At 66.5% G+C, this 13,863-nt stretch carries 10 protein-coding genes and 2 pseudogenes; 7 read left to right on the forward strand and 5 right to left on the reverse strand.

Going from position 1 to position 13,863, the window contains the following annotated elements:
* Positions 1-267: pseudogene (locus WA317_RS06875) on the reverse strand (hypothetical protein); the annotation flags it as partial.
* A 267-nt stretch (positions 268-534) separates the two neighbouring features.
* On the opposite strand from WA317_RS06875, the gene WA317_RS06880 reads away from it, so the two are divergent.
* From WA317_RS06880 to WA317_RS06890, 3 genes are all read left to right on the forward strand, one after another.
* The gene (locus WA317_RS06880) at positions 535-1,092 is read left to right on the forward strand and encodes a hypothetical protein (protein WP_425172324.1); all 558 of its coding nucleotides are present in this window, start codon (positions 535-537) and stop codon (positions 1,090-1,092) included.
* Positions 1,093-1,180: 88 nt separating this feature from the next.
* Entirely contained in the window at positions 1,181-1,609 is a 429-nt protein-coding gene (locus tag WA317_RS06885; RefSeq protein ID WP_425172325.1) for a type II toxin-antitoxin system Rv0910 family toxin, read from the forward strand.
* Between the two features lie 55 nt (positions 1,610-1,664).
* Complete coding sequence (locus tag WA317_RS06890) at positions 1,665-3,125, forward strand: aminotransferase class I/II-fold pyridoxal phosphate-dependent enzyme (protein ID WP_425172326.1); 1,461 nt, start codon at positions 1,665-1,667, stop codon at positions 3,123-3,125.
* Positions 3,126-3,128: 3 nt separating this feature from the next.
* Here WA317_RS06890 and WA317_RS06895 read toward each other — a convergent pair whose 3' ends face one another.
* Positions 3,129-3,431 (reverse strand): LapA family protein, encoded by a 303-nt coding sequence (locus tag WA317_RS06895; protein ID WP_425172327.1) that lies wholly within the window; start codon positions 3,429-3,431, stop codon positions 3,129-3,131.
* 100 nt (positions 3,432-3,531) lie between these two features.
* Between WA317_RS06895 and WA317_RS06900 the strand changes: the two are divergent.
* A pseudogene (locus WA317_RS06900) lies at positions 3,532-4,001 on the forward strand (FAD-dependent oxidoreductase); the annotation flags it as partial.
* Positions 4,002-4,010: 9 nt separating this feature from the next.
* Here the strand turns inward: WA317_RS06900 and WA317_RS06905 are convergent.
* From WA317_RS06905 to WA317_RS06915, 3 genes are all read right to left on the reverse strand, one after another.
* Complete coding sequence (locus WA317_RS06905) at positions 4,011-5,108, reverse strand: PDR/VanB family oxidoreductase (RefSeq protein ID WP_425172333.1); 1,098 nt, start codon at positions 5,106-5,108, stop codon at positions 4,011-4,013.
* Between the two features lie 5 nt (positions 5,109-5,113).
* Positions 5,114-6,013: a metal-dependent hydrolase gene (locus WA317_RS06910; protein WP_425172328.1), complete on the reverse strand. Its 900-nt coding sequence runs from the start codon at positions 6,011-6,013 to the stop codon at positions 5,114-5,116.
* Positions 6,014-6,124: 111 nt separating this feature from the next.
* Positions 6,125-6,616 carry a nuclear transport factor 2 family protein gene (locus WA317_RS06915; protein ID WP_425172329.1) on the reverse strand — a complete coding sequence of 164 codons (492 nt, stop codon included), beginning with the start codon at positions 6,614-6,616 and terminating at the stop codon, positions 6,125-6,127.
* A 338-nt stretch (positions 6,617-6,954) separates the two neighbouring features.
* Here WA317_RS06915 and eccB point away from each other — a divergent pair, with 338 nt between their 5' ends.
* The 3 genes from eccB to WA317_RS06930 form a co-directional block, all read left to right on the forward strand.
* The gene (gene eccB / locus WA317_RS06920; RefSeq protein ID WP_425172330.1) at positions 6,955-8,472 is read left to right on the forward strand and encodes a type VII secretion protein EccB; all 1,518 of its coding nucleotides are present in this window, start codon (positions 6,955-6,957) and stop codon (positions 8,470-8,472) included.
* Entirely contained in the window at positions 8,469-12,662 is a 4,194-nt protein-coding gene (gene eccCa, locus WA317_RS06925; RefSeq protein ID WP_425172331.1) for a type VII secretion protein EccCa, read from the forward strand. The genes eccB and eccCa overlap by 4 nt, the downstream gene beginning before the upstream one ends.
* Positions 12,663-12,924: 262 nt before the next feature.
* Positions 12,925-13,863, forward strand: a 939-nt coding sequence (locus tag WA317_RS06930) for a PPE family protein (protein WP_425172332.1), incomplete at its 3' end; no start/stop codon positions are given.

Here is a 13,863-nt window from a genome sequence, read left to right on the forward strand (position 1 = left end):
CACCACCTCGCGTCGGCTCCGCAGGGCACCGCTTGCCGTCGCGCGGGTGGCTGCCCCGATCAGCAACCCGGCCAGCAGGCCTATGCCGAACGTCGACGCGACGCCGGACGGCGTGGACCAGCGTCCCGATGCGCCGACCGCAAGACCAGCGAGCAGCCACGCCAACAGCGCGCAGAGCAATACGACAGCACGGACGATCGGCGGCCCTGACGGCTCCTGCAATCGCTGCCGTCCGCGGCGGACCTGATCGACATGTTTCTCCGCCAACTGCAAACACCTCCGGAATTTTCGGCACAACGGGACGCGGATGAGCGCACCTCAAAGATGTTTCGGCCGGGGTCAGGGGTCGCGATCCGGTCGACAACCCGGATCGGACCGGCCGCAGCTCACGCCGTCGCGCCAGTGCGACCGATAGATTCTCCCACAACCGCTAACGCGCCGGGTGGACCGCACGCCGCAGGATCGGGCATCTTTCGGCGCGGCGTGAAGCGGTTCAGCGGTCGATCCGGCGGGCTCGTGAGACGGTAAGGACTTATGCAGACGTTCAACTACGTGACCTACGAAGAGTTCGGCCGTAAATTCTTCGAGGTCGCGTGCACCGAGGAGCGCGTGGCGGCGGCCTTCGGCGAGATCGCCGGCAATGAATTCGAGATGGGGCCGATGCGCCAGGGGCCGGGCGGACTCGCCCGCGTCACCGCCAAAGTGAAGATTCAGCAACCGCAGGTCACGCGGAACCTGGACGCGATGATCACCTTCGCAATCCGGATTCCGCTGAAGATCGAGTTGATTCTCGATCTGCGACTCGACAAGCAGCGATTCATTGTCGACGGGGAAGTCGGTTTGCGCGCCTCGGCGCACGCGGCTGACCCGCTGCTGCTGATCATCGACGTGACGAAGCCCAAACCGTCAGACATCATGGTGCACGTCGCCGCCACCACGATTCGGGGTGAATTGCTGCGGGTGGTCGCCGGCGTGGACGGCGAGATCCGGCGATTCATCGCCCAGTACGTGGCGGGCGAGATCGAATCGCCGGAGGCGCAGAAGGCTCAGATCATCGATGTGGCCGATCAAGTCGCGTCGTCCTGGGACTGACGTTCGACCTGTTTACCAAGTCCCGCCGGTCGGGTATGAGGGCAACGCTGCCGCGCCCGCCGGCCTGCAGAGAAGGTTGACCTCAGACATGGCACAAGTAGACGTATCGACATCGTCGGATCTGGACCCTGAATCGGCGTGGAAGCTGGCGTCGGATCTGAACCGGTTCCATGAGTGGCTGACGATCTTCGGTGGCTGGCGCAGCGACGTCCCCACCAAGATCAAAGAAGGGACGTGTGTGTCGTCGTGCGTCAAAGTCAAGGGATTTCGCAACGTCATCCACTGGACGGTCACCCGATACGACGAGCCGGAGATGATCGAGCTCAAAGGGCGCGGTCGCGGCGGCATCCGGATCGGGCTCAAGATGAACGTCGCTGACAACCATCCCGGTTCGACGTTTCACCTCGACGCCGATCTCTCGGGCGGTCTGCTGAACGGCCCGGTCGGACGGCTCGCCGCCAGGGTCGTGAAGTCCGATGTGCACAAGTCGATAGACAACCTGGCGGCCCTGCGCTGATCCTGTCCGCTGATAGGCGTCCCGACCTACAAGACCGCGCCGTATGGTCAGTGGCATGGATCACAGCCGGGCGCCGGTGCTCGACGCCCTGGCCGACTATCACAGAAAAGAGCGCTACGGGTTCAGCCCGCCTGGGCACCGGCAAGGCCGCGGGATCGATGAGCGGGTGCTGACGGTGCTGGGTCGTGATCCGTTTCGGTCCGACGTGCTGGCCAGCGGTGGCCTGGACGACTGGCGCTGCAGTGGCAAGTACCTGGAGCAGGCACAGGAGTTGATGGCCGACGCGGTCGGTGCGTCCTCGACATACTTCTCCACCTGCGGCAGTTCGCTGTCGGTTCGGGCCGCGATGATGGCGGTGGCCGGCGGCGCTGACGGGGGTCTGCTCGTCGTCCGGGACAGCCACAAGTCAGTCGTTTCCGGGCTGATCTTCTCCGGTGTGCAGCCGCGTTGGATCCCGCCGCGCTGGGATACCGACCACCACCTCAGCCACCCGCCGTCACCGCAACAGGTCAGCGAGGCATGGGACAAGTATCCCGACGCGGCGGGGGCGCTGATCGTCAGCCCGTGTCCGTATGGCACCTGCGCCGACATCAGCGGGATCGCCGAGATCTGCCATCAGCGCGGCAAGCCGTTGATCGTCGATGAGGCCTGGGGTGCCCATCTGCCGTTTCACCCGGACCTACCGACCTGGGCGATGGACGCCGGCGCCGATGTCTGTGTGGTGAGCGCGCACAAGATGGGCGCCGGCTTCGAACAGAGCTCCGTGTTTCACCTGCAGGGCAACTTGGTCGAACACGATCGACTGTGGGCGTGCGCGGACCAGCTGGTAACCACCAGCCCGAACGTCATGGTGTACGCCGCACTGGACGGCTGGCGGCGCCAAATGGTCCAGCACGGGCACGAATTATTCGACGCCGCACTGGATCTGGCGTCGTTTGTGCGCACCCGATTGAACCAGATTCCCGATGTCGAGGTGCTCGAGAAGCAGTTGCTGGGCGCCGAGGCATCGCACGACCTGGACCGGCTCCAGGTGCTGCTCGACGTGTCAGCAACGGGCACGTCGGGCTATCAGGCCCGCGACTGGCTACGTCGATCCCGCCATCTCGATGTCGGATTAGCTGATCACCGCCGCATCCTGGCGACGTTGTCGTTCGCCGACGACGGGCACAGCGCTGACCGGCTGGTTGACTCAATCGCAGGCTGGCGCAGCGCGGCCGAGTCCTTCGATCGGCCGGCGCAAATCGAGTTGCCGTCCGCCGAAGATCTGCAACTCGACACGGTGATGCTGCCGCGCGATGCGTTCTTTGCTGCGGTGGAAGCCGTTCCCGCGCAGAAGGCGGCGGGCCGCGTCGCCGCCGAGCAGATCACTCCGTACCCACCCGGCATTCCGGTGGTCGTGCCGGGCGAGCGGCTCAACGACGCTGTCATCGAATACCTGCGCTCTGCCGTCCAAGCCGGCATGGTGTTGCCCGATCCTGCCGACCGTCAGCTGAACACCATCCGCGTCGTCGCCTGACGGTCAGCTTCCGTGCTTGACGAGCCGGCGGCTGATCAGCCGTTCCCGCTCGACGTGGCGCGCCCGTCTGCCTTCCATCGTCAGCGACGCCAGGCCGGCGCCCAGCGCGAGCAGTGCTACGACGAAAGCCGCGACACCCACACCCACTTGCGTCCAAGCGAAAGCCCCCAGGCAGATCACGAACGCCGTGCCGCCCGCTGCTACCAGAAAGGTTCCCGGCATCGGCCAGCCGTCCGCCAGCGATTCTCCGGCGGGCAGACCGCTGGTGCGGCGGTGCTCGATCCGATCGCGGGAGTCGTCTCCCATCAGGTTCTCTCCTCAGGTGTCGTCGGCTCTGCCCCGAGCGCAGATGCAGATGCTCTACCCGAATATGGTCCTGCAGAAACGGCTTTCGTTCCCGCTACAGGCCGAGCAGGTGATGCCCGAAGTCGGCGAAAAGCTGGGTGCCCGCGCGATGCGGGTGCTGTTGCGCCGCGGCGTCGACATTCGGCTGGGGCACACGCTGAAGGAAGTGCACGCCGACCACGTGGTGCTCAGCGACGGCTCGCGAGTCAACACCCGCACGGTGGCCTGGGTCGCCGGGTGACCGCCGCACCGCTCATCCAGACGCTGGGGCTGCCGACCGAAAAAGGCCGGTTGAAAGTGCAGACCGACCTCCAGGTGCCTGACCATCCCGACGTCTTCGCCCGCCGGTGACGCCGCTGCCGTGCCCGACGTCACCCAATCCGGTTCGATCACCCCGCCCACTGGGCGATGTGGCTGGCCGTTCTGACCGACCTGTTCTTCCCGCGGACTCTGGTGTCGATGGGCTTGTCGACGCAGAGTGACGCCGAATTCCAGACGAGCGAGGGGATTCCGCTGCCCAAGGCGGAATGAAGCCTCGCGCTACAGGTCCAGGGTGAGCCGCTCGCCGTGGGCCGCCCGCGAAATGCAGACCAGCATCGCGCCGTCCGCGCGCTCCGGGTCGGTCAACAGGGTGTCGCGGTGGTCGACGCCGCCGCTGAGTACCCGGGTGCGACATGTTCCGCAGAAGCCCTGCTGGCACGAATACGGCGCTGAGACACCGCTGCGGCGCAAGGCCGCCAGCAAGGTCTCCTGGGCGCCGACGTGGACCTCGGCACCCGTCGAGGCGATCGAGGCGGCGAATGGCTCGCCGTCGAGTACCGGCGGCGCGGCGAATCGCTCGAAGTGCAGTTCGACGTCGTCGCGGCCGGACAGCCGGTTCCGGATGGCGGTCAGCATGGACGCCGGACCACACGCGTAAACCGCCGTGCCGTCCGGGCAGTCATCCAGCAGCTCAGCCGCGTCGGGAATGCCGCGCTCGTCGTCGGTCCGGATCTCGACCCGCCCGCCGAACGGGGCCACTTCATCCAGAAACGGCAAGCTGTCGAGGCTGCGGCCGACATAGATCATTGACCAGTCGACGCCGAAGTGATCGGCGTACCCGAGCATCGGAAGGATCGGGGTGATGCCGATGCCACCGGCGATGAATCGCAGCCGCGCAGTGGGGGAGCCGTAGCCGGGCAGGATGAGCGGGAACGCGTTGCGCGGTCCGTGAGTTGTGACGGTGGCCCCGATCGCCAACACGTCGTGCATCTCCGCGGATCCGCCGCCGCCGTCGGCGATGTGACGCACCGCGATGCGGTAGGTGTCGCCCCGGGTGGGATCTCCGCACAACGAGTACTGCCGCACCCGCCCGCTGGGCAGCCGGACGTCCAGGTGAGCGCCGGGATGCCAGGACGGCAGCGGCGCACCGTCACCACAGAAAGTCAGGGCCACGACGTCTTGGTCACGGGCGACGACGCGGCGGTCCACCACGGTGAGCCGGATGCTGCTGTCGCAGTCGGCCGGCGCCGTCGGGCGCCGCACTGCCCCGGACAGCCGGAGCAGGCCTGATACGCCCGCGTTCGCCAAGGCGACCAACACGTCGTGGCGGCTGCGACCGGAAACGCTCGGCGGCGTCTGGCGGTACCGGGCGAACACCACGTCTACAGGTGGGCCGCTCGCGCAGCGGGGGAACTGGCCAGATAGGCGACGGCTTGCGCGGTCGAACCCATCTTCTCCGGCGAAAACCCGGGCCGGAAGTAGGCGAAGGTATTGGAGCCGAACAGCTTGCCGAACGAAGGGAGCAAACGCTTACCCGAGTCCACGATCAACAGCCGGTGCGTCTTCCACCAACCGAAATCGCACTCCGGGTCGTTCTTGACCAGGTACCAGGTGGCGCGCTCGAAGAAGACACCGATCAACAGCACCGCCACCAGCATCGAGCGGACCCGGTCGACATAGCTGTTGTGGAAGTAGACGGCGACATCGTGGGCGACGCTGCGGTGTTCAACTTCTTCGGCGCCGTGCCAGCGGAACAGGTCGACCAAGGCGGGATGAGCACCGTAGTCGTCCCACGCGCTGTTCAGCGCGAAGTCGCCGAGCACCGCGGTGTAGTGCTCGAACGCGGCGATCAGCCACAGCCGGTCACACAGGTGATTGAGCCGCCGTTTGGGATCGGTCGACGTCGTCGGCGCCAGGGTGGTCGAGAAGAAATACTCGACCTGGTCCAGCAACGGTTTGGGATCAACACCGCGGGCCACCATGAAGTCCTGCAGCGCGTGCTCGTGTACGTCGGCGTGCGTCGCCTCCTGACCGATGAAGCCCCGCACGTCGTCAGCCAACTTCGGGTTTTTGATCAGGGGCAACGCCTCGTTCAGCGTGGCGACGAACCATCGTTCGACCGCGGGCAGCAGGATGTTGAGCACGCTGACGACGTGCGAAGCGACCGGGTGCCCGGGAATCCAGTGCAGCGGGACGTCAGACATGTCGAAGTGCACCTTGCGGGCCTGCACCTGGACTGGGCCCGGATCATATTCACGCTCGAATCGGCGTGGTTTGAGCATGCCACCACCTCCTCCCAGAACTAACGCCGTTGCGCTGGATCCCTGGTCCGACACCGCGTCGGGTGACCGAGCATTTCTTCGCAGTTTACGGATCCGGATCACCGTGCGGGGCTAGCCGTGATCATCAGGGCGAACCAGGCGCACCGGGCGGGTTTCAATGGCGTTGATCGTCAACGCTCGGCGGCGAAACCGCCAGCCCTCCCCGGTCAGCTGATATTCGTCGTCGTAGCGCAGGTGCCACACCACATCAGTGAAGTCGTCCGCGCGCTGCGCCCAGTGGTGGGCGACGCAGGTGATGCGTCCGTGTGCGATGCCGGGCCGCGAGCCGGCGTCGTAAACCTCGCCGACGGTCGCATGCTCGGTGCGCAGGACAGCGGCGACAGTGGCGATCGCGGCTCGAATCGCGTTGCGGCCGTCGTGTCGCCGGACGGGATTGAGGGAGTCCGGCGGCTCCGGCAGCAACAGTTCGGCGTCGGGGGTGAACAGAGCCGACACAGAATCGAACTGCCGGTCGTCGACCCCGGCGGCATATCGGTGCACCACGTCACGCAACGCGCTGCGATCGCTGTTCGACTTCAGAGTCGGTTGCGCAGCTCCTGCCATGGCCACCGAAGTTAACAGCTGGCGGCGTCGGCGGACTGCTCGCGAGCGCCTCGACCCACCGCCGCCGGTAGCCGGCCGGTGACCGGTTCGTGACGAATGAACTTCTCGACGCGCCAAGAATGCCGTCCGTCGTTACGATGCTCGGGGTAGTCGCGACAAGTCCAGAGGAAATATGAGGAAAGACGGCGCAGTGGTAAACACCACTGTCAACAGCCGCCGCGCTGTCGCCGGCGGTGACGTCGCCGCGTGGCGGGGTCAGCGTCATTGGCTTAGCGTTAGCGGCGTGAGCGGCGTTTCAGGTGACAGCCAGGCATTTCGTCGGGAGGCGGTGAGCGCACGTGGCTGACGGCGAGCGTAGACGGGGGTCCGGCTACGGTCTAGGGCTTTCGACCCGGACCCAGGTAACCGGTTATCAATTCCTGGCGCGCCGGACTGCGGTGGCGTTGACGCGCTGGCGCGTGCGCATGGAGGTCGAACCCGGCCGTCGGCAGGCCCTGGCCGTGGTCGCCTCCGTGTCGGCGGCCCTGGTGATCTGCCTCGGGGCGCTGCTGTACTCGTTCATCAGCCCGTCCGGCCAGATGAACGAGTCGCCGATCATCGCCGACCGCGATACCGGAGCACTCTATGTCCGGGTAGGCAACACCTTGTACCCGGCGCTGAACCTGGCCTCGGCACGGCTGATCACCGGACGCGCCGACAACCCGCACAAGGTGCGGGCGAGCCAGATCGCCCAGCAGCCGCACGGGCCGCTGGTCGGCATCCCGGGCGCGCCCTCGGCTATTTCGCCGACGAACCCGGCGACGTCGTCGTGGCTGGTGTGCGACACGGTCTCCGCGCCATCAGGCGCCGGCGCGCCGGCGTCGGTCACGGTGACGGTGATCGACGGAACTCCGGACCTCTCCGGTCGCCGGCGGGTGGTCACCGGCTCCGACGCGGTGGTGCTGCGTTACGAGAACGACACCTGGGTGATCCGCCAGGGCCGCCGGTCACGCATCGATGCGGTCAACCGTGCGGTGCTGCTGCCGTTGGGGTTGACGCCCGAGCAGGTGAATCAAGCCCGTCCGATGAGCCGCGCCTTGTTCGACGCGATACCGGTGGGCCCGGAGCTGTCCGTGCCGAAGGTGCCGGGCGCCGGTACTCCGGCCGACTTCCCGGGCGCCCCGGGTCCGGTGGGAACGGTGTTCACCACACCGCAGATCAGCGGTCCACAGCAGTATTCAGTGGTGCTTCCCAACGGTGTGCAGACGGTGTCCGCCGTGGTCGCCCAGATTCTTCAGAACGCGGGTAACCCGGGTGGCGCGGCACCGGCGGTGGTGTCGCCGGCGGCGCTGGCGAAGCTGCCGGTGGTCAACGGGCTGGATCTGTCGGCCTATCCGGACAGCCCGCTGAAGGTGACCGACATCCGTGACAATCCGTCCACCTGCTGGTGGTGGGCCAAGACCAACGGTGAAGAACGGGCGCGGGTACAGGTTATCTCGGGGCCCACGGTTCCGATCGCCACTGACGATGTGAACAAGGTGGTCTCGCTGGTGAAGGCTGACCCGTCGGGCCGCGAGGCCGACAAGGTCTTCTTCGGGCCGGACTACACCAACTTTATTGTGGTCACCGGCAACGATCCAGGCGCGTCCACAGCGGAATCGCTATGGTGGCTCTCAGATTCCGGCGTGCGTTTTGGCGTGGACAACACCCGCGATGCACGTGCCGCGCTGGGCTTGGCCAAACAACCCGACCCGGCGCCGTGGGTGGCGTTACGACTACTCGCACCCGGCCCGGCACTATCGCGCGCCGACGCGTTGGTGCGACACGACACTCTTCCGACAGATACGAACCCTGCAGAGTTGGCGGTACCGAAGTGAAACGTGGATATGCCCGGCCCACACCGGAGCGCGCTCCGATGGTCAAGCCGGAGAACATTGTTCTCCCCACACCGTTAAGCGTTCCGCCGCCGGAGGGCAAACCGTGGTGGATCGTGGTCGTCGGCGTCCTCGTGGTCGGTCTGCTGGTGGGCATGGTCGGTATGACGGTGGCCAGCGGATCCCGGACGTTCCTGGGTGCCGGTGCGATTTTCCCGATCTTCATGATCGGTGGGGTCGGGATGATGATGTTTGGCGGCCGATTCGGCGGTCAGCAGCAGATGAGCCGGCCGAAGCTCGACGCGATGCGCGCCCAGTTCATGCTGATGCTGGACATGCTGCGCGAGACCGCGCAGGAGTCGGCGGACAGCATGGACCACAACTACCGGTGGTTCCATCCAGCTCCTACCACTTTGGCCGCTGCGATCGGATCCGGACGGATGTGGGAGCGCAAGCCCGACGGCAAGGACCTCAACTTCGGCATCGTCAGGATCGGGGTGGGCATGACCCGTCCCGAGGTGACGTGGGGCGAGCCGCAGAACATGCCGACCGACATCGAGCTCGAGCCGGTCACCGGCAAGGCGCTGCAGGAGTTCGGTCGCTATCAGAGCGTCGTCTACAACCTGCCCAAGATGCTGTCGCTGCTGGTCGAGCCGTGGTACTCGCTGGTCGGCGACCGCGATCAGGTGCTGAGCCTGATGCGCGCCATTATCTGCCAACTGGCCTTCTCGCACGGTCCCGATCACATGCAAATGATCGTGGTGACCTCCGACGTCGAGAAGTGGGACTGGGTGAAGTGGTTGCCGCACGTCGGCGACCCCCGCCGCCACGACGCCGCCGGCAACGCACGGATGGTGTACACGTCGGTGCGCGACTTCGCCGCCGAGCAAGCTGAATTGTTCGCCGGGCGTGGATCTTTCACGCCCCGCCACGCCACGTCCTCAGCGGAGACACCCACACCGCATCACCTGATCATCGCCGACATCGTCGACCCGCAGTGGGAGTACGTGATCAGCGCGGAAGGCGTCGACGGGGTGACGTTCTTCGACCTGACCGGCGCTTCGGTATGGACGACCACGCCGGAGCGGGTGCTGCGGTTCACCGACAAGAACGGGATCGTCGAGACGCTGCCACGCGACCGCGACACCTGGATGGTGATCGACGAGAACGCCTGGTTCTTCGCGCTTGCGGACCGGTTGACGGAATTCGAGGCGGAACAATTCTCGCAGGGGTTGGCACACTGGCGCCTCGCCGAGGCCTACGAGGAGATCGGGCAGCGCGTCGTGCACATCGGCGCCCGAGACATCTTGTCCTATTACGGCGTTGACGACCCTGCCCAGATCGACTTCAGCGAACTGTGGAACGCGCGCCACGATTCACTGGGCCGCTCCCGGCTGCGGATCCCATTCGGCAACCGCTCCGACAACGGCGAACTGCTGTTCCTGGACATGAAATCCCTCGACGAAGGCGGCGACGGCCCGCACGGCGTGATGTCGGGGACCACCGGTTCGGGTAAGTCGACGTTGGTCCGCACGGTGATCGAGTCGCTGATGCTGGGGCACCCACCGGAGGAACTGCAATTCGTGCTGGCCGACCTCAAGGGTGGGTCGGCGGTCAAGCCGTTCGAGGGGACACCGCACGTCTCGCGGATCATCACCGACCTCGAAGACGACCAGGCGCTGATGGAGCGCTTCCTGGACGCACTCTGGGGCGAGATCGCCCGGCGCAAGGAGATCTGCTTCAGCTCCGGCGTCGACGACGCGAAAGAGTACAACGACATGCGGGGCAGGATGCGAGCCCGCGGTCAAGACATCCCGCCGCTGCCCATGCTGGTGGTCGTGATTGACGAGTTCTACGAGTGGTTCCGCATCATGCCCACCGCGGTGGACGTGCTCGACTCCATCGGCCGGCAGGGCCGCGCCTACTGGATCCACCTGATGATGGCGTCGCAGACCATCGAGAGCCGGGCCGAAAAGCTCATGGAGAACATGGGTTACCGGCTGGTGTTGAAAGCGCGTACCGCCGGGGCGGCACAGGCCGCAGGTGTGCCGAACGCGGTGAACCTACCGGCTCAGGCCGGACTCGGATATTTCCGGAAGAGTTCCGAGGACCTCATCCGGTTCCAGGCCGAGTTCATGTGGCGAGACTACCACCGCGGGGTCTCACTCGACGGCGACGCGAGGCCACTGACGCACTCCATCGATTACATTCGCCCGCAGCTGTTCACCAACGCGTTCACACCGCTCGAGGTCAGCCATGGCGATCTGGGCCCCAACGGCGAGGTGTCGACGAACGGCCTGAACGGCGAAGCCAACGGTCAGAGCAACGGCGATCGGCCTGCCGACCGGGACGGCGGCGAGCCGCCCGAGGAAGACACCGGAGTCCGGACCCCGAGAGTCGGTACCGTCATCATCGATCAGCTGCGCCGGATCGATTTCGAGCCCTATCGGCTATGGCAACCGCCGCTCGACGTGCCCGTCGCGATCGACGACCTGGTCAACCGGTTCCTCGGCCGCCCGTGGCAGGAGGCCTACGGCTCCGCCCGCAACCTGGTGTTTCCTATCGGCCTCATCGACCGTCCGTTCAAACACGACCAGCCGCCGTGGACGGTGAACACCTCGGGGCCGGGTTCAAACGTGCTGTTCCTCGGTGCCGGTGGTGCCGGTAAGACGACCGCGTTGCAGACGCTGATCTGCTCGGCTGCGCTGACGCACACACCGGAGCAGGTGCAGTTCTACTGCCTGGCCTACAGCGGTACCAGCCTCACCACGGTGGCCGGCTTGCCGCACGTCGGTAGCGTGGTCGGCCCCACCGACCCGTACAGCGTGCGGCGGACGATCGCCGAGGTGTTCGGACTGGTCCGGGAGCGCAAGCGCACCTTCCTCGAGTACGACGTTCCCTCGATGGAGGTGTTCCGGCGCCGTAAGTTCGGCGGCGAAGCCGGCCGGGTGCCCGACGACGGGTTCGGCGACGTGTACCTGGTGATCGACAACTACCGAGCGCTCGCTGAGGAGAACGAAGTCCTTATCGAGCAGGTCAACGTGATCATCAACCAAGGCCCCTCGTTCGGTGTGCACGTGGTGGTCACCGCCGACCGCGAGTCGGAGCTGCGGCCGCCGGTGCGCAGTGGCTTCGGCTCACGGGTGGAGTTGCGGCTGGCCGCCGTCGAAGACGCCAAGCTGGTGCGGTCGCGGTTCGCCAAGGACGTTCCGGTCAAGCCCGGTCGCGGCATGGTCGCGGTCAACTACGTGCGCCTGGAAAGCGACCCGCAATCAGGTCTGCACACGCTCATCGCCCGGCCCGCACTGGACCTCACGCCGAACTCGGTGTTCGAGTCCGAGAGCGTTACCGAAGCGGTCAAGCAGATCGCGGTGGGTCAGGCCCGTCCGGTGCGCAGGCTGCCGGCGCGGTTCGGCTTGGACCAGGTGCGGGCGGTCGCCGCAAACGACCGTCGGCGGGGTGTCGGCGCCGGTGGTATCGCATACGCGGTCTCCGAGTTGGACCTGCAGCCGGTCTACTTGAACTTCGCCGAGAACGCGCACCTCATGGTGACGGGCCGGCGTGAGTGCGGCCGCACTACAACGCTGGCGACCATCATGTCCGAGATCGGCCGGGTCTACGCGCCGGGAGCCAGCAGTGCGCCCCCGACGTCGCGCCCGTCAGCGCAAGTGTGGCTGGCCGACCCCCGTCGTCAGCTGCTGACCATGCTGGGCTCGGACTACGTGGAGCGGTTCGCCTACAACCTCGACGGCGTCTCCGCAATGATGGACGAACTTGCCCAGGTGCTGAGCCGTCGGGAACCGCCGCCCGGCTTGTCCGCGGAACAGTTGTTGGCGCGGACGTGGTGGAGCGGCCCGGAGATCTTCTTGATCATCGACGACGTGCAGCAACTGCCGCCCGGCTTCGACTCGCCACTGCACAAGGCGGCGCCGTGGGTCACGCGGGCAGCCGACGTCGGGTTGCACGTGCTGGTCACGCGCACCTTCGGTGGATGGTCCTCGGCGGGCAGCGACCCGATGCTGCGGGCGCTGGCCCAAGCCAACGCGCCGTTGCTGGTGATGGATGCCGACCCCGACGAGGGCTTCATCCGCGGCAAGATGAAGGGTGGTCCGCTTCCTCGGGGTCGTGGTCTGCTGATGGCCGAAGACACCGGCATTTTCGTGCAGGTGGCAGCAACAGACCTGCGGCGGTAACTTCCGCGATTTCCGTAGCACGGAGGACTCGGGCGACCGGGTCCTCCGTGTTCTTATTCGCTTGACAACGGTGCACGACGTCTTCGCTGCGCACGGTTCCGGCTAACGTCGCGGTGCGAATTCCCCAACAGCGGATTAACGCAAGTTATCGAGGTGTGAACAGTGGCGGACCAGGCGTGAACTGTTGCATTTGAGCTCGATGTCCGTCGGCGGGTGGCTTTAGCCTCGTAGTGAGCGCAAGTCAGCCTGAAGGAGGACGGGGTTGGATTTCGGGGCGTTACCGCCAGAGATCAACTCGGGACGGATGTATTCAGGTCCGGGGCCGGCGCCCATGCTGGCCGCGGCGACGGCCTGGGATTCACTGGCCGCCGAACTGGGGTCGGCGGCTGCGGCTTACGACTCGGTGATCCGTGGGTTGACCAGCGAGGAATGGCTGGGCCCGGCCTCCGAGTCAGCCGCGGCGGCCGCGGCACCGTATGTCACGTGGATGAGCAACACCGCCACCCAGACCGAACAGACCGCCACCCAGGTGCGCGCCGCAGTCGGTGCCTATGAGACTGCGTTCTCCGCGACGGTGCCCCCGCCACTGATCACCGCCAACCGCCTGCAGTTGACCCAGCTGGAGGCCACCAACTTCTTCAGCCAGAACAGCCCGGCGATCGCGGCCACCGAAGCCCAGTACAGCGAGATGTGGGCCCAAGACGCCGCAGCGATGTACGGCTACGCCGGGGCCTCGGCTTCGGCCTCCGACGTCACCCCGTTCGCCGACCCACCGGTGACCACCAATCCCGACGCCCTGCCCGCGGCGGCCTCCAACGCATCCTCGACGTCGGCATCGTCGACGGTGACCCACGCGCTGCAGCAACTCTCGTCGTCGGCGGCATCGACGACGACGGGCACATCGGCGACAACGACCCCGGCGTCACCCCAAAACTATCTGACCCTGCTCTACAACGAGTTCGCCAACTTGACCGTCGCCAACCGCACGACGGTCAAAAGCGACATCGGCGACGCCGGGTACTTCCCGCTGGGTCTCGGCCAGTTCAATGCCTCGATCGGCCAGCAGCTCATTCCCGGCAGCCCCGGTGGTGCCGGCTCAGGTGGAAGCTCGGTGCTGGCCCCCGGCGGGTGGGGGCCGGGCCCATTCAGCGCCGGCGGACCGGTGGCAGGCGGCGGCGTGTCAGGCAGGGTGGGCGAGGCC

The sequence above is a fragment of the Mycobacterium sp. genome (assembly GCF_049802695.1).
In the GTDB taxonomy this organism is placed as follows: Bacteria; Actinomycetota; Actinomycetes; order Mycobacteriales; family Mycobacteriaceae; genus Mycobacterium.